Origin of the sequence: Pseudomonas fluorescens group sp. (assembly GCF_020093335.1) — a bacterium.
GTDB lineage: Bacteria > Pseudomonadota > Gammaproteobacteria > Pseudomonadales > Pseudomonadaceae > Aquipseudomonas > Aquipseudomonas petroselini.
On the sequence record NZ_JAIOKW010000013.1, the window covers coordinates 54,285 to 71,201 of the forward strand.

Below are 16,917 nucleotides of genomic sequence, written 5' to 3' on the forward strand. Positions count from 1 at the left end.
AATGGGGCTGCTTCGCAGCCCAGCGCGGGGCAAGCCCGCTCACCACAGGAAGCCCACTCACCACAGCAAGCCCGCACACATGAGGCTTGTGCAGCCATTGGATCAGGTGATGTCAGCCGACACCGGCGCATCCAGGCCCATGGCGTGCAGGCGGGCGTAGTAGCCGTTCTGCGCCAGCAGCTCGCTGTGGGTGCCACGCTCGACGATCCGGCCGTCGTCCATCACCAGGATCAGGTCGGCCTTCTCGATGGTGGACAAACGGTGCGCGATCACCAGGGTGGTGCGGCCTTGCATGACCTTGTCCAGCGCCGCCTGAATGTGCCGCTCGGACTCGGTGTCGAGGGCCGAGGTGGCCTCGTCGAGAATCAGCAACGGCGCGTTCTTCAGCAAGGCACGGGCAATCGCCAGGCGCTGGCGTTGGCCACCGGACAGCAATACGCCGTTTTCGCCAACCTGGGTGTCGAAGCCCTTGGGCAGTTGGTCGATGAAGTCCTTGGCATTGGCATCCGCCGCTGCCGCTTCAACGTCCGCCCGTGGCGCGCCGGCCAGGTCGCCGTAGGCGATGTTGTTGGTCACCGTGTCGCTGAACAGCGTCACGTGCTGGGTCACCTGGGCGATGTGCTTGCGCAGGTTGAGCAGCTTGTAGTCTTCGATCTCGACGCCGTCCAGCAGGATTTCACCGCTGGCATGGTGGTAGAAACGCGGGATCAGGCTGGCCAGGGTCGATTTACCGCTGCCCGAGCGCCCGACCAGCGCGATCATCTGCCCAGGCTCGGCGGTAAAGCTGATGTCCTTGAGCACATGGCGTTCGGTGCCGGGGTAGGTGAAGTTCAGGTTGCGCACATCAAGACGACCGCTGACCTTGTCACGCTCGACGGTGCCGTTGTCGATTTCAACGTCTTCGTCCAGCTGTTCGAAGATGCTTTCAGCACCCGCCACACCCTTTTGGATGGTCGAGCTGACTTCCGAGAGCTGGCGAATCGGCTTGGGCAGCAGGCCGGCCAGGGTGATGTAGGCCACCATGTCACCGGCCGAAGCATCGCCACGCAGATAAAGGACCAGGAACATCAGCACCGCCATGGCGGTGTAGATCACCAGTTGCAGCGCCGGCGTGTAGATCGCCCCGGTGCGGGTCATGCGCAGTTGCTTGTCGGTGTTGCTCTGGCTGGCCTTGAGGAAGCGTTTTTCCTCGTAGACCTCACCCCCGAAGCTGCGCACCACGCGGTAGCCCTGGATGGTTTCCGAGGCGACGTGCGTGACGTCGCCCATGGCCACCTGGATCTTCTTGCTCTGCTTGCGGAATTTCTTGCTGGCCGTGCTCACCATCACCGCGATCAACGGCAGGATGGCGATCATCACCAGCGTCAGGCGCCAGTTCATGTACAGCAGCGAGGCAAACAGGAAGATCACCGTCATGCCTTCACGGATCACCACCTTGATCGCATCGGTCGCCGCCCCCGTGACCATGGTCACGTTGAAGGTGATGCGTGAAATCAGGTGCCCGGAGTTGTGATTGTCAAAGTAGCGGTTGGGCAGCGTCAGCAAGTTGTTGAACAACTGCACGCGCAAGTCATGGACCAGGCCCAGGGAAACCTTGGCCAACAGGTAGTTGCCCAGGAACGAACCGAGGCCTTGCCAGGCGGCAATCAGGATGATCAGCAGCGGCACGGCTTGCAGCAATTGCAGGTCGCGCAGGAATGGCACGCTGGGGAACAGCACGGCTTCAGGGTTGGAAAGGCCGTCGACGAAGTACTTGAGGATGTACCCCAGCATTGGCTGGGTCGACGCGAAAATCAGAAATCCGACGATACTCAATGCGAACAAGCCGGCATAAGGCTTAACGTAACTGAGCAGGCGGAAGTATATTTTCAAGCTCGAAGGGCTTGCGCTCGGACTGGAGTCGGTCATATCACGCGGCGTTTTGAAAAAGGAGGCTGACTTTAGCACAGCTTCTCTGTTGTACTTGCACCCTGCATGACCCGTAGCCCGGTTGGATCCAACCGGCGACATTATATAGCCACTACTTTAAGATGGTCGGCTTTCTCAATCTGGAATGGCTTTTACTGTATGCACTCCAAGCGCCTGATCTATGGCTCAAATCGCGTTTTCGACTTCCTGGTCCTGTGGATTTTGCCCATTGGCTTGTTGTTGCTGCTGAGCTCGCTGTTCTTCGTCACCAATCGCAATGTGCTGCACAAGTTCTACTACGGCCTGTTCAGTGCTCCCACCCTGTTGCTGCTGTGCCTGCGCCCCAGGGAAATCAAGGAGCTGCTGCGCGAGCCTCTGGCGATCGCGTTCCTGGTGTTTTCCGCCTGGGCGCTGACCAGCCTGCTGTGGAGCCCGGAGCATCACGCCGACACCGACCTGTTCAAGCGCCCACTGCACACCTTCATGCTGTTTGCCGGCTGCGGGCTATTGCTGCATTACCGCAATGAGCTGTTCAAGCCGGTCTTCTTCAGCGCCGCCGTGATTGCGCTGGTGGTGTGCGTGTGCAACCTCGTGGCGTTCTCCAAGGGTTTTGAACCCGGCACGGGCATGCGCATGATCGGTGGCCGTGGCGCCCTCGACAACCCGCTGCTGAGCTCCCACGTTTTCGGCTTTTTCTGCGTCTACTGGCTGTACATCTGCATGACCACCCAGCGCCTGCAGGTGCTGTGGTTCAGCATTCCAGCCCTGGCAATCATGACCTTGACGGTGCTGGCCACCGGCTCTCGCACGCCACTGGTCGCGCTGACCCTGACCATTCTCTGGATGACCTTCGTCAGCCGCAACCGCCGCTCGGCGCTGCTGATCGCCGGCATGGTCCTGGGTGCCGCGGGGCTCCTGCTGTTCTACCCGGAGCTGATCACCAACCGCGGCAGCTCGTTCCGCTTCGAGCTCTGGGGCATGTCGCTTCAACGCATCGCCGAACACCCATGGATCGGCCACAGCTACGATTCCGAGCTGTACCTGACCCTGGCCGACGGCTACGAACTGCGCGAACCGCACAGCTTTGCCCTGGGCGTGCTGTATTACGTCGGCATCATCGGCTTTATCCCATGGATCTTCATGATCGGCTGGGGACTCTACAAAGGCCTGAAAGAACGCGCCCAGCCACTGTTCATCCTGGCGTCCTCCCTGCTCACCTACGGTATCGGCGCCGGGCTGACCGAGGGCGGTGGCATCCTGTCGCGGCCCAAGGAGCATTGGTTCCTGCTGTGGATCCCGCTGGCCATCATCGCCGGCCTGAGCATCGCCCAGCGCCGCCGCAGCATGTTGCGCATGCCGGTGCAAACGCTCAAGCCCGAGGCTTTCGACCAACTGTGCAGCGATGCCCAGGTGATTGAAGCCGACGGCCTGGGGCCCAAGGTGCTGCGTCTGGCCGACGGCCGCTTCCTGAAGATCTTCCGTCCGCGCCGCTGGTACACCTCGGGCAGTTTCAACCCCTACTCGGAACGGTTTGCCAGCAACGCCGAGCAATTGCGCACCCTGGGCATCCCCACACCGCAGATCCTGGGCCTCTATGGTCTGCGCGATGCCAGCAGCGCCGTCAGCTACACGCCACTGCCCGGACTGACCCTGCGCCAGGCCCTGCAAAGCCTGGACAGCAGCCTGCGCGAGTCGCTGATCGAACGCTTTGGCCAGTTCATGGCCCAGCTGCATGAGCGCGGCGTGTACTTCCGCTCTCTGCACTTGGGTAATGTGCTGCTGATGGATGACGGTGAGTTCGGCCTGATCGATATTGCCGACCTGCGCATCTTCCCGTCGCCGCTGCGCAATGCTTTGCGCCAGCGCAACCTGCGTCATATGCAACGCTACCCGCAGGACCGCGCCTGGTTGTTCGAGACACACTTCGAACAGCTCGCCAAAGGTTATGCGTCCGTTGCCAGCCAAGGCGCCACAGCCAAGATCCGTGAGCAAGTGCTGGCATTGGCCAGTCCCGCCGCCTGATAAAAAAGGCGACTATCACTGCTGATAGTCGCCTTTTTCATTCCCCTCGCTACCTCACTTCTTGAGGGGCGCCAGATATAACCGCACCAACCCGCGCAAGGTCTTGCGCCCCCAGAACTTCAGCGGGATCTGCTTGAGGATCTCCCGCGCCAGTGGCCGATCACGATCGGCCGTCTTGAGGAACATCGAGTTCAGGAAGTTGTAGCGCACCGCGTCATAGGCCGGGTGATCGCTGAACTTGGCGTAGGTCTTGAGAATGTTCTGGATCATGTAGCGGTGGTTCTTGTAGGTGTTGGCCGCATGCTGCCGATAGCGCGCCATCACCACGGCGAGGGCGTCGATGGTGTAGCCCGCGGCGGTGATTTTCAATTGGATCAGCAGGTCTTCAAGGGGAATCTGCGGATCGAACCCACCGACTTCCTCCAGCACTTCCCGGCGAATCAGCATGGTCGGCGCCGGCGGAAAAGGCTTGCGGTCCATGAACATGTCGTCGAAATCCAGGCTGCGGAACGGCACGTCGCGGCGCTGTTTTTTCTCCGGGTGCAGGTTGCCGTCGCCATCGATCAGCTCGATGTTACCCGCACACATCCCCACCGTTGGCTTGCCTTCCATGTAGGCCACCTGGGTGGCGATGCGGTCCGGCAACATGATGTCATCCGACCCGAACGGGGCGATCAGGCTGCCCTTGGCGCGGGCGATGGCACCATTGAGCGTGGCGGTGAGGCCCTGGTTCTGCTGCACCTGGAAATCAAAACCGTGCTCGGCCTGCAGCCGCTGGATGCGCTCGACACTGTCATCCTTGGAGCCGTCGTCCACCACCAGCAGCTCGATATTCGGGTACGTCTGGCCAAGCACACTGAGGATGCTCTCTTCGATATACCGGCCGTGGTTGTAGGACGCGATAATCACCGAGACCAGGGGTTGCTGCGCTGTCATGCTCTACCTACTTCTTTCAAACCGGTTTCAATGAGGTTCAGGTACTTCTGCTGGAATTCGGCCAGGGCGTGGTTTTCTTCCAGGTAACGGAACACCTGTTCACCCTTGGCGCGCAATTGTTCGTCACTCATGGCCAGGTAAGTGTCCAGGGCCACTGTCAGTTGCTCGACATTGCCGGGCTCGTGGGACAAACCGCCCGCCCCTTCCACCAGCGGCAGCATGGCCGGCCCGTTGGAAGCAATCACCGGCAAGCGCCCGCTCATGCCTTCCAGCAGCGCCAGGCCCAGGCCTTCAAGCAAGGAAGGCATGGTCCAGATATCGAAGGCGCGCACATACTTGAGACCGTCTTCGCGAAAGCCCAGCAGGTGCGCGCGGCCGGTGAGGCCCAGGCGCTCGATGTCCGCACGCAAGTCTGCTTCGGCACGGCCGGAACCGATGATGCCGACCTGGGCATTGGGGTATTTGTCCTTGAGACGGGCAAACGCCTGCAGCAGGTGCGTATGGCCCTTGATCGGCACCAGGCGCCCCAGCGCACCGATGATCCGTGCGTCGAGCGGCAGCCCGAGTGCCTGGCGCGCTTGCTCACGCGGCAGCTGCAAGGCTTCGGCCTGGGGAATATCGATGGCGTTGGTGACGAAGGTGGTGTTCTCGCGGGTGAAGCCGCAGTTGAGGCCGATCAGGTAATCCCTGACCGCCGCCGACACCCCGACAAACCGCCAGGCCGGGCTGACCAACCGGCGGGTCTGACGCCGGCGATAGGCGCGCTCGTACTCGCCAAAACCATGGGAGATCCCGATGCACAATGGGATCTTCAACCAGCGGTTGAGGGACAGCATCATGTTCACCGATTTGAAGCGGTTACAGATGACCACGTCAAACTTCTGCTCGCGGCAATACTTGTAGATCTCCCACATGGCGCCCAGGCGAATGCCCTTGAGCGCCTTCTCGGGAAACTCGAAATACTTGGAGTGGTCCGCCACGCTCAACGGTTGGCCCGGCTGCGGTCGCCCGCTGAGAAAGGCCGACGTCACCTCAAAGCGCTCCGTCGGCAGCGCCTTGACGATCTGCTCGCCGAGGTCGGCGAAATCATTGAGCTTGACGTTGTAGTCCGGCTGCAACTGCAAAACCTTGAAACGAGGCTTCATATCACTCCATGAGGCAATCGGGCTGCTACGCGCGGGCAGCCCGACGAAAAAAGTCAATTTCAGTCCTGCTTCAGCACCCAAAGCAGCTCGTGACGGCGCACGGCCTTGCGGAAAAATTCGTTCTCGCCGTAAGGCGATGGACCACGCCCCGCCAGTAATTGCTGCAACAGGCGACGTACCCGACGCTTGAACGGCGCACGGGGCTGCAGGTCATGCATCATGCCCAACGCCATGGCCTTGTCTTGCTGCTGGCTCAGGCTCAGCACCCGGCAATAAGGCTCAAGCACCTGGGCGGCATCGAACTGCGGCGGCAAAGCGATGCCGGCGCCTGAATCACCCATGGGCCAGCGGTCATTATCATGCAGATGGTTGGCATAGCCGAGCAAGGTACCCGGTTGCCACTCAAGCCCCTGCAACGCTTGCACCACCGCAGTGTGTGCACAAATATGGTCCGGGTGAGGGTCGAGCACCGGCGTCGGCAACACAATCACCTCGGGGCGCGCCTTGAGCAGCACCGCGCGCAGGTCGGCAATCAAGTTGTCCCAGGTCGGCGCGCCGTCCACATCGCCCGGCAACGCCAAGGCATTGAACTGGCGGAACAGCCGCGTATCGTCCAACTGCGCTTCGCGCGAGACCTGGGGCTGATCGGGGGCGTCGCGCATAGCCGGCAGCTGCAGGCAAAAGTACCCCAACTGCACGCAGTGCGCCTCGGGCACGCCGGCCCAACGCGGCACGGCAATGCTGTCCCAGGCACGCAGGCGCCCTTTGATCCGCGCCGCTTCAGCCGTGGGCATGCCCATCTGCTGATAGTGTTCGGCCTCGATTTCACCGGCGGTCAGGGTCACGATCCAGCTTTCATCGGCCTGGCCATACAGGCCGAAGGCGGCCAGTTCAGCATCGTCGGCATGGGGCGCGATCACCATCACCCGCTGACGGGCAGCGTCCGGCTGACGAAAGACCCACAAGACAGGCTGGCCGATCACGCGGCAAAAACGACCGCGCAGGCGCAGTTCACCGCCGGCCAATGCCGCCGCCGAACCGGTGAGGTTGAGGTAACGCTTGCCGGCCACGCCGCGCTCGAACGCCTGGCGATCGTCCAGAAACTCAACCGCAGGATCAAAGAAACGGCCCCATAGGTTGCTTTTGAGCTGTACTTCGACGATCAGCGTTTCATCGCCAGCCAGCTCGAGCGGCGTATCGGCGAGCAACTTGCCGCCTTCCAGACGCAAGCCGACCTGCTGGCCACTCGACGCAAAACGGTAGTGGTAGTCATCCTTGGGCGAATAAAACAGATGGTCGGCAAACCAGGCTTCATGGGCCACCCACAGCACAATCGCGAGGATCAACGGCAGCCACCAGGCCACCAGCACACCGGCCGCAATCAACACCAGCAGGCCGATCAGCAGCGCAATGCGTTTATTGCGGCGGTGGCGCTTGAGCAGTTGCTGTTTACGGCTCATACGCTGAACACCGGCACTCGGTTGCACCAGCGCTCCTTGTACTCGCGGTCGGCACGCCCGAAGGAAAAGCGCAGCGGTTTCTCCACCGCCCGCGCCTGTTCCCAGGCGCTTTGCGTATTGAGAAAACTCAGTACGCTGCCGGGGCTGAATGCACGGGTTTCAGGGTCGACACCGCCGTTGACGTATTCAATGCTGACCCACTCAGGCGACTCGACGCGATACACCAACTGCACGGCAATCGGCGCATCGTTGAGAAACAGCACCGAGCCCATCAGGAAATCCTTGAGCAACGCCAGCACCTCAGCCAGGCGCTCGGCGCCGGTGGCGGGGAAACCCCAGCGGCGCTGGAACAGATCGCAGTAGATGGCCGCCAGTTCCGTACTGGAAAACTCATTCACCGCCCGCACCACGCCACCCGCCTCTTCCAGCAGACGCAATTCGCGGCGCTGGTTGTAGCGAAATTTCTTCGACAGGTCTTCGGGGGTGCGCGCCATGGCCAACTGCTCGGCCTGCGGCTTGAGGGTGCTGATGCGGCCCTCGTTCAGCGCTGACAAGTAGCGCCCACGATGGCGCACCGGCAACTGCGCATCGGCGGCGATCGGCAGGATGATCTCGGCATTGCCGAGGTCAAACAGGCCTTTCTTGCCGCTGCGCTTGAGCACGTCCTTGGACAGGGCCAAGTCGCGTCCCCAGGTGGCAATTGCCCCCTTGAGTTCGCCGTCCTGTTCCCAGCCCAGGTAACGCACCGGAATCTGCGCCAGGTTCGCCAACCGCTCGACAACCTGCGGATGGGTCGCCACGCTGCCGCCAAACCGCTGCCAGGCCTGGGCGTAAACCTCGGCCTCGACAGGCGCCCAGCCACGCTCACGCCAAGCCTGGAAGCGGTTCAGCATTTAGACCACAGCGTCATAAGGGTCCACGCCGTCCTTGACGACCAGGATGTCTTCCATGATCAGGTACTGCAGGTCGGAGCCGAAGAACATGTTCAGCGCGTCGGTCGGCGAGCAGATCATCGCTTCGCCACGACGGTTGAGCGAGGTGTTCAGCGACACGCCGTTACCGGTCAGTACTTCCAGCTCTTTCATCATGTCGTAGTAGCGCGGGTTGTACTCGCGCTTGAGCACCTGGGCGCGGGAGGTGCCATCTTCGTGGACCACTTCCGGCACGCGGGTTTTCCACTCTTCCGACACTTCAAAGGTGAAGGTCATGAACGGCGCCGGGTGATCGACCTTGATCATCTGCGGGGCCACGGTGTCGAGCATCGACGGGCAGAAAGGCCTCCAGCGCTCGCGGAACTTGATCTGGTGGTTGATGCGGTCAGCCACGCCGGTAGCGCTAGGGCAACCGATGATCGAACGACCGCCCAAGGCACGCGGGCCAAACTCCATGCGCCCCTGGAACCAGGCCACCGGGTTGCCGTCGACCATGATCTTGGCGATGCGCTTAGGCATGTTTTCGATCTTGCGCCAGTTCGGCTTGCTCTCGTGCTTGGCGCACGCGGCAATCACGTCTTCGTTGCTGTAGGACGGGCCGAGGTAGACGTGTTCCATCTTCTCGACCGGCACACCACGGGCGTGGGACACATAGGCCGCCGCACCTACCGCGGTGCCGGCATCGCCGGACGCCGGCTGCACGAACAGCTCTTTCACGTCGTCACGGGCGATGATCTTCTGGTTCAACTTGACGTTCAGTGCACAACCGCCGGCGAAGGCCAGCTTGCCGGTGTCCTTGAGGATGTCGCCCAGGTAGTGGTCGATCATCTGCAGGGCCAGCTTCTCGAACAGCGCCTGCATGCTGGCCGCGTAGTGGATGTACGGTTCGTCGGCGATATCGCCTTCGCGCTTCGGACCCAGCCACTCGATCAGTTTGGGCGAGAAGTAGAAACCCTTGCCCTTCTCTTTATAACGGCGCAGGCCGATGACGTTGGCGTAGTCGGTGTTGATCACCAGTTCGCCGTTTTCAAAGGAGGCCAGACGCGAGAAGTCGTATTTGCTGGCGTCGCCGTACGGCGCCATGCCCATGACCTTGAACTCACCGTCGAGCATCTCGAAACCGAGGAACTCGGTGATCGCGCCGTACAGGCCGCCGAGGGAGTCCGGATCGTAGAATTCCTTGATCTTGTGGATCTTGCCGTTTTCGCCGTAGCCGAAGAACGTGGTGGCGTACTCACCTTTACCGTCGATACCGAGGATCGCGGTTTTTTCCTGGAAGCCGGAACAGTGGTAGGCGCTGGAAGCGTGGGCCAGGTGGTGTTCAACAGGCTCGATCTTGATTTTCTTCGGATCGAAGCCCAGTTGCTCCAGGCACCAGACGATCTTGTTGCGATAGCGCTTGTAGCGACGGTTGCCCATCAGGATCGCGTCGAGGGCGCGGTCCGGGGCGTACCAGTAACGTTTGGCGTAGTGCCAGCGCGCCTCGCCGAACAGGCTGATCGGGGCGAACGGGATCGCCACCACGTCAACGTCGGAAGGCTTGATGCCGGCCTGCTCCAGGCAGAACTTCGCCGACTCGTAGGGCATGCGGTTCTTTGCATGTTTGTCGCGCACGAAGCGCTCTTCTTCGGCGGCCGCGATCAGCTTGCCGTCGATATACAAGGCTGCGGAAGGATCATGGCTAAGGGCGCCGGACAGGCCAAGAATCGTCAATGCCACAGGGGTCTAGCCTCTTTTAGTCTGCATGCAGGCGGGTTGCGCCTGAAAAAAGTGTGCTTCCCGCCTGGGCAGGAAACAGCTAAAGGGCGGGATTATAGCGTAAAAGAGGTGGGAAACTGTTAGCGGCAAGCGTCAAGAGGGACTAGCGGAAGATCTCGATGCTGCCGTCCTTGTTTTGACGGTAGATCGTGTAGGGCAGCACCAGCGTGTCCAGCACGCCGGAGGCCACGAATTCGATGGCGATGATAGGGACGGCACCGGCACCGAGGTCTATCAGGCTTACATCGTTGAGGCTTTTTTCAGGCTTGGGTTCGCCATTGAGCGTACAGAACCCGTACATCACCCCGCTGTAGATGCGCGGCACGTTTTCGCAGTGAGTGCGCGAATCCTTAAGGTTCTGACTGGCCACGGCGTCCGGACGGAAAACGGTGTTGATGGTTCCGCAACCGGCAAGCACCAGGCAGGCAACCAGCCACAGGACGTTCGATGCATTCCTCACGAACCACTCCTTTTGACCCATCGGCCATTGTCGACGAAGCGGTTCACGCTACCATCGACGGGCCTGGAGCCCCAGTGTCGAAGCACCGATTCGCACCGTAGGCTGATTCCTAAATGATAAAAATCGCCTGACTCACTAAACTCGCGACCTTTTGCGCGTTTACACACTAAGCGCCACGGATTCCGGCTGACTCATGAACAACCTCACCCGTCTTACCCTGTTGTTGCCCAGCCTGCTCGCCTTGTGCGACACCGCCCAGGCAGACGACACAGCCCTGATCCTCGACCCCAGCGTCGTCACCGGCTCGCGCAGCGCCAGCCCGACCTTCGATCTGCCCTACTCGGTGGACGGCATCAGCCACGAGCAGATCAGCGACGGCCAATTGGGCATCAACGCCTCCGAAGCCCTGTCCCGCGTGCCCGGCCTGGTGGTGCAGAACCGTCAGAACTATGCCCAGGACCTGCAGATTTCTTCCCGTGGCTTCGGCGCCCGCTCGGCCTTCGGCGTGCGCGGACTCAAGCTGATCGCCGACGGTATTCCCGCCAGCACCCCGGATGGCCAGGGCCAGGCAGCCACGTTCAACCTCGACACCGCCGAACGTATCGAAGTGCTGCGCGGCCCGGCAGCCACCTTGTATGGCAGCAATGCCGGCGGCGTGATCCAGATGTTTTCCCGCGACGGCGAAGGCTCGCCCCGTATCGGCGCCGAGACCCTGGTGGGCAGCGACGGTCTGAACAAAAACCACCTGACCGCCGAAGGCGCCGCCAACGGCGCAGGTTTCGTGCTGGACGCCTCGCGGATGGACACCAACGGCTATCGCGACCACAGCAGCGCGCGGCGAGACCAGACCTTTGCCAAGCTCAACTTCCGCCCGGATGACGACAGCAAGCTGGCGCTGGTCTACAGCAGCCTGGAGCAGAACGGCACGCAGGACCCGCTGGGGCAGACGTGGGCGGCGTACAAGGCTGATCCGCGCTCGGTGAGTGCCAACGCGCTGACGTACAACACGCGTAAAAGCATCGATCACCAGCAATTGGGCATGAATTACGCGCGCTATTTCGGGGATGCGACGTTGCAGGTGAATGGGTATACGGGGCGGCGGAGTGTGATTCAGTATTTGTCGATTCCCGACAGGTTTCCCACCAGTGGCGCGATCAACCCTGCGAACGCCCGTGGCGGCGTGGTGGCTTTTGACCGTAAGTTCTACGGCGGCTCCATACACTGGCTTCAACCCATCACCAGCGCTCCTGGCGATCTGACGCTGATTGCTGGCCTCGATTACGACCGCAGCGTGGATGATCGCCAAGGCTACTCCAACACCGTCAAAGGTGTGCAGGGTGTCAAAGGTGCCCTGGGCCGTGACGAAATCGACACCGCCACCAGCCTCGACCCATTCGTTCAAGCCAACTGGCTGCTGGGTGACTGGACCCTGCAAGCAGGGCTGCGCCACAGCACCATGGAAATGGAGGTGGGCGACCACTTTCTCAGCGACGGTAACGACAGCGGCAGCAAGACGTACCAAAAGAACACTCCGTCGGTCAGCGTTATGTACGCCTTCACCGAGGATTTGCACGGTTACGTCAGCGCAGGCAAGGGTTTCGAAACCCCAACCCAGGCCGAATCGGCGTATTCCAGCACCGTCAACGGTTTCAACTTCGCGCTCAAGCCATCGGTCAGCAAACAATATGAAATCGGCGTGAAGGCGCGGGTCGGACAGGACACCCGCGTCAACGCCGCCATCTTCCAAATCACCACCGAAGACGAGTTGGTGGTACAGCAATCCAGCGGCGGCCGTACCACTTACCAAAACGCCGGCCGCACCCTGCGTCGCGGCTTCGAACTGGGCGTCGAAAGCCAACTCAGCGAACAGTGGTCCGCCAACCTCGCCTACACCCGCTTGCAAGCCACCTACGACAGTGACTTCGTCAGCGGCGGCAGCACCGCCGTCGACAAGGGCAACTACCTGCCCGGCGTGCCGCAAACCACGCTGTTCGCCGAGCTGAACTGGAAACCCCGCGACTGGGTCAGCACTGCCATCGAAGGCCTGTACCGCAGCAAGGTCTACGTCGAGGACACCAATAGCCAGCACGCCGCACCGGCCTACAGCGTATTCAACTGGCGCGCCCGTTTCGAACAGAAGGTCGAACACTGGACCTTCCACCAGACCCTGCGCCTGGATAACCTGCTCGACCGCCAGTACGTCGGCTCAGTGATCGTCGGCGACGGCAACAACCGCTACTACGAAGCGGCGCCAGGGCGCTCCTGGTATGCCGGCGCCGGTGCGGAGTACCAATTCTGATCACTACGCCCGCACAAAAAACCCTGCGGGCGGTCGAAAGCCCCTGATCACCTGTCTTCTCTGCAAGGAACGCTCATGAAACACATCGCGGTTATCGTCGCCCTGGGCCTGCTCAGTGGTTGTGGCGGGCAAGGCATGAAGCACGGCGGCACGGCCGAGGCCCCGTATAAAGACATGCTCAAGAAGCCGCTGCTGGCCGACTCGGTCATGCGTGACGGCGACGACCTCAGTTATCAGGTTCACGTCACGCTGACCGACAATGTCGCCGTGCCGGATATCGCACAGCTTCAGGCGTCCTGTGCCACCCCGAGCGGGAGCCTGTTGTATATGGAGGCACCCGGCACCCCAGGTGCCGATGGCCAGCCCACGCGCATCACCGTCATGCGCAACCTGGCGCCGGAAGTGATCGGCGAACTGCAACAGAACGCCAGCTTTACCGACGCGTGCGCCCGCACGCCGCGCCCGGACTGGCGCCTCGTCAGCACGACAGACACCCAACGCCAATTGTTGATCGACCGTGCCAGCCTCAAGACCGTGGGCGAGAAAATCGAGTTCTGGGGCGCCTACGATGAGCCGCTCATTCTGATCAATACACTCAAAAAAATGCCCTATGCCCAGACCCGCCTGCACTGGGAGGTCAGTTGCAGCCGCCAGACCTATCGGACCCTGGCCGCCTTCAGCCTCACGCCGAAAAACACCGTGACCTTCGGCAACGTGGTAGCCGTCCCCATCGACCAGCCCTTCAGCACCGCCGAGGCGGACACCCGGACCCTGCTCAAGGCCGCGTGCTCGCCAACAGCAGCGCAGCTGCCGGTAGCCGTTACGCGCACCAAGCTCATGCAAACCCTGACACCCGCGCCTGTCCCGGCAACGGTGACGGAGGCGATCTCCGCACTGGGCATGCCCGCCCCAGCCAAGCCTCTGCACCACCTTGTGGAGAAGCGCGAATTGGGCTCCTCCAGCTTGCGCACTGAGGTGTTCATTGAGCCCGGGGCGGGGAACAACCTGCTTAAACTCCGCCGTGCCACCCCATCCTCAAGTGCCAAGATCACGACATTCAGAGGCTTGTTCAGCCTCACCTTCCAAAGCGAATTTGAACTGCGCGGGATGAACGTCTCGGCCGCCAGCACGGTTGAGCAACTCAGTTTCAGCGGCGACTGGAAGCACATGCCGATCGGGACAACGCTGGGGTTCAAGCTCAAAGAGCTCAATCGCAACACGGCTGAAGAGGACCGCGTGCTGTCACGCGACGCGACGTGTGTGGTAGCACGCGAAGTGCCGGCCAGCGACATCAACTCGGCGCTGAGTGGCACTGCCAAGGCGCTCAATTGCACCACGACGGGTGATAACTACCAGGCGACCAACACCGTCATGTACCTGCAGGACTACGGGTATTTCTTCACCCAACAGGACGTCGTCAAGGGCAAATACACAACCCGCACGACGCTGGTCAACGCACAATAGCGCCGATCAATAGCGCTCAAGCAGGCGCCGACTGGCAAAGCTGAAGGTCAACACCCCGAAAATCAGCACACCGGTCGCCACCTGCTGCCAGTAGAAATTCCAGCCAATCAGCAGCAGGCCGTTGGCGATTACATTGATGAACAGCACGCCCAGCAGGGTCCCTGGAATATTCGCCCGACCCTGTCGGCTCAGGGTTGTGCCGATGAACACCGCGCCAATCGCGTTGAGCAAAAATGCGTTGCCGGACAGCGGCACATAGGCGCTGACCGTTGAGCTGAGCAGCACCCCGCCCACCCCACACGCCAACGCAGTGGCCAAGGCCACGACGGTGACGATACGCCGCACCGACAACCCTGAGTAATACGCCAGCAGCGGCTGCGTACCTTGTGCGAGCAGCTCCCGCCCCAGGCGTCCGCGCGCCAGTGCCACACCGTAGAACAGCGCCAGCCCCAACACGATCGACAACGGCGCCAGCCCCGTCAGTTCAGGTTTCAGACCTTGGACGATATAGATGGGCTGGCCCCCGTCCGAGAGCAATTGCTGGGCGCTGGTGCCGATGAACAATGTGCCCAGGGTGGCAAGGAACGGGCTGATCCGCAGCCCGGCGATCAGCCCCGCGTTCACCAGGCCCACCAGCAGCGCGGCAAGCAACGCACCGGTCGCGGCAAACGCCCAGCCATGCCCGCCATTGAGCAGCACCACAAAGCTGAAACTGGCGAAGTCCAACGCCGTGCCCACCGACAGATCAATGCCGCCGGCCGCCACGGCGTAGGTCATGCCGATGGCCACAATCGCCAGCAACACGAAATTGTTCAACACCAGGCTTTGCAGGTTACCGGCGCTGAGGAAGCCCGGCGCCTGCAACGCAAACACGCCGACGATCAGCGCGAACACCAGGGGTAATGTCAGCGGTAACCAGGCGCGCAGGTTCATGCCGTCGCTCCCCGGTTCAGCGCGCTGGACGCCGCGACCACCAACAAGATCAACACGCCCTGTCGATTTCCTGCAGGTAATGGGAGATGTACAGAATCGACAGGCCTTGGTCGCGCAGGCGCTTGACGATGCGCAGCAACTGGTCGACCTCGCGCTTGCCGGCCAGCACCTTGATCAACGTCGACTTGCCTGCGCCGTTCTCGCCGACCAGGCCATGGATGGTGCCGCGCTCGACCTTGAGGCTCGCATCGTCCAGCGCCAGCGTGGCGCCAAAGCGTTTGTGCAGATTCTGCAGGTGCAACGCCGCCATCAGTCACCCCGCAGTGCTTGGACCTGCGCCAGGTTGTCGGCGGTGGTCAGCAACGTGGCCACATGGGTCTCCTTGGGCAAGTCACGTTGCCCGGCCAGGTAACGCGCCACGTTCTGCACGGCGGTCTTGCCGATCAGCGCCGGTTGTTGCGCCACCACTGCACCGACCGGCGAGTTCGTCTGGCTGAGCAGCGCGAGCACTTCGGGGGTGCCGTCGACGCCATAGGTCTTGATCTCGGTACGCTTGGCATCGATCAACGCCTTGCTCGCACCCAACTGCGGGATGTCCCACGCCGACCAGATCGCCGAAACACTGCCCGCCGGGTACTTGTTGAGCAGCGCCGACACCTGGGAATAGGCATCCTGCACGGTATTGGGGATCACATCGCGCAACTCGGGCTGGATGATCTCCAACTGCGGGTGGTCCTTGAGTGCCAGCTTCAACTGGTCATAACGGATCGCACACACCGGCACACCGTAGAAGCCGTTGAACACCAGAATCTTGCCCTTGCCGCCGGCGTCCTTGATCAACTGATCGGCCAGCGCCTTGCCGGTGGCGACGTTATCGGAGGTGGTGTTGTTGAGGCTGTATTGCGACGGCGCGTCGATGGTGAACAGCGGAATGCCGGCCTTGCTGATGCGCTTGAGCCAGGGATCGATCACGCTGAGGGTGCCGAGGGTCTGGATCACCGCGTCGGGCTTCTGGGTGACCACGGTTTGCAGCTGCGTCACCAGGTTCTTGTCGTTGCGCCCGGCATCAAGGGTGATCGGCGTGCCGCCCAGGCGCTTGATCTCATCGACCTGCGCCTGGAATGCCTTGATATCGAAGTAGTGACTGGTGCCGGTCATGCTCACAGCGATGCGCTTGCCGGCCAGGGACGGCACGGTGTCGTCACCGTCTGCGGCATAGGCCGCACCGCTCAACAACAGCGCGGCGCCGAGGCAGATCAAACGGGAAAACGAGGAAAGGCTGGAAGGCATACAGGGCTCCTGAGCCACCGGTGAAAGGGTTCACCCAGTGACATTGCAGAGCCCGTGCCAGGATTTTTATCGCATTAAATCAACGATATAAAAACCCTGGATGAAAATAGACTGTCGTTCTTGGGCACAACTGCCCACCGACTGTTGCTCACGCAACACTTGCAGGCGATGAGCATAGGTACCTACACATCTTTTGATGGGAGCACGAGCATCCTGTAGTGAGCGGGCTTGCCCCGCGCTGGGTGGCGAAGCCGCCCCAAACCCAAGCACCTCGGTCTTGCTGAAAAAACGCGGCGGTTTTATTAGGGCG

Annotated in this window: 12 protein-coding genes and 1 pseudogene; 3 read left to right on the forward strand and 10 right to left on the reverse strand. The window is 61.6% G+C overall.

Annotation, left to right across the window (positions count from 1 at the left end; all coding sequences use genetic code 11):
* Positions 1 to 102 precede the first annotated feature (102 nt).
* Positions 103 to 1,908, reverse strand: a complete 1,806-nt coding sequence (gene msbA / locus K7431_RS15850) for a lipid A export permease/ATP-binding protein MsbA (RefSeq protein WP_012721879.1) — start codon at positions 1,906 to 1,908, stop codon at positions 103 to 105.
* Between the two features lie 159 nt (positions 1,909 to 2,067).
* Here msbA and K7431_RS15855 point away from each other — a divergent pair, with 159 nt between their 5' ends.
* Entirely contained in the window at positions 2,068 to 3,930 is a 1,863-nt protein-coding gene (locus tag K7431_RS15855; protein WP_043204684.1) for a bifunctional O-antigen ligase/aminoglycoside phosphotransferase family protein, read from the forward strand.
* 54 nt (positions 3,931 to 3,984) lie between these two features.
* On the opposite strand, the gene K7431_RS15860 is transcribed toward K7431_RS15855, so the two are convergent.
* The 6 genes from K7431_RS15860 to K7431_RS15885 all read right to left on the reverse strand — a co-directional run bounded on the left by K7431_RS15860 (position 3,985) and on the right by K7431_RS15885 (position 10,642).
* Positions 3,985 to 4,866: a glycosyltransferase gene (locus tag K7431_RS15860; RefSeq protein ID WP_012721877.1), complete on the reverse strand. Its 882-nt coding sequence runs from the start codon at positions 4,864 to 4,866 to the stop codon at positions 3,985 to 3,987.
* The gene (locus K7431_RS15865; protein ID WP_012721876.1) at positions 4,863 to 6,011 is read right to left on the reverse strand and encodes a glycosyltransferase; all 1,149 of its coding nucleotides are present in this window, start codon (positions 6,009 to 6,011) and stop codon (positions 4,863 to 4,865) included. Before K7431_RS15865 ends, K7431_RS15860 begins: the two co-directional genes overlap by 4 nt.
* Before the next feature lie 59 nt (positions 6,012 to 6,070).
* Positions 6,071 to 7,471, reverse strand: coding sequence for a PIG-L deacetylase family protein (locus K7431_RS15870; RefSeq protein WP_043204682.1), 1,401 nt, complete (start codon positions 7,469 to 7,471; stop codon positions 6,071 to 6,073).
* Positions 7,468 to 8,364, reverse strand: coding sequence for an antimicrobial resistance protein Mig-14 (locus K7431_RS15875; RefSeq protein WP_012721874.1), 897 nt, complete (start codon positions 8,362 to 8,364; stop codon positions 7,468 to 7,470). The genes K7431_RS15870 and K7431_RS15875 overlap by 4 nt, the downstream gene beginning before the upstream one ends.
* Positions 8,365 to 10,122, reverse strand: coding sequence for a carbamoyltransferase family protein (locus K7431_RS15880; RefSeq protein ID WP_003187998.1), 1,758 nt, complete (start codon positions 10,120 to 10,122; stop codon positions 8,365 to 8,367). It abuts the gene before it with no gap.
* A 142-nt stretch (positions 10,123 to 10,264) separates the two neighbouring features.
* The gene (locus K7431_RS15885; RefSeq protein ID WP_012721873.1) at positions 10,265 to 10,642 is read right to left on the reverse strand and encodes a YceK/YidQ family lipoprotein; all 378 of its coding nucleotides are present in this window, start codon (positions 10,640 to 10,642) and stop codon (positions 10,265 to 10,267) included.
* Positions 10,643 to 10,814: 172 nt separating this feature from the next.
* On the opposite strand from K7431_RS15885, the gene K7431_RS15890 reads away from it, so the two are divergent.
* Both K7431_RS15890 and K7431_RS15895 read left to right on the forward strand, forming a co-directional pair.
* Complete coding sequence (locus K7431_RS15890; protein ID WP_012721872.1) at positions 10,815 to 12,920, forward strand: TonB-dependent receptor family protein; 2,106 nt, start codon at positions 10,815 to 10,817, stop codon at positions 12,918 to 12,920.
* A gap of 75 nt (positions 12,921 to 12,995) precedes the next feature.
* Positions 12,996 to 14,384: a hypothetical protein gene (locus tag K7431_RS15895; RefSeq protein WP_012721871.1), complete on the forward strand. Its 1,389-nt coding sequence runs from the start codon at positions 12,996 to 12,998 to the stop codon at positions 14,382 to 14,384.
* Between the two features lie 6 nt (positions 14,385 to 14,390).
* Here K7431_RS15895 and K7431_RS15900 read toward each other — a convergent pair whose 3' ends face one another.
* The 3 genes and pseudogenes from K7431_RS15900 to K7431_RS15910 form a co-directional block, all read right to left on the reverse strand.
* On the reverse strand, positions 14,391 to 15,317 hold the full coding sequence (locus K7431_RS15900; RefSeq protein ID WP_012721870.1) for an ABC transporter permease: 927 nt from the start codon (positions 15,315 to 15,317) through the stop codon (positions 14,391 to 14,393).
* Positions 15,318 to 15,369: 52 nt separating this feature from the next.
* Positions 15,370 to 15,627, reverse strand: a pseudogene (locus K7431_RS30950) (ATP-binding cassette domain-containing protein); the annotation flags it as partial.
* Positions 15,627 to 16,607 (reverse strand): sugar ABC transporter substrate-binding protein, encoded by a 981-nt coding sequence (locus K7431_RS15910; RefSeq protein ID WP_012721869.1) that lies wholly within the window; start codon positions 16,605 to 16,607, stop codon positions 15,627 to 15,629. The gene K7431_RS15910 and the pseudogene K7431_RS30950, both read right to left, overlap by 1 nt.
* Between the last annotated feature and the right edge of the window lie 310 nt (positions 16,608 to 16,917).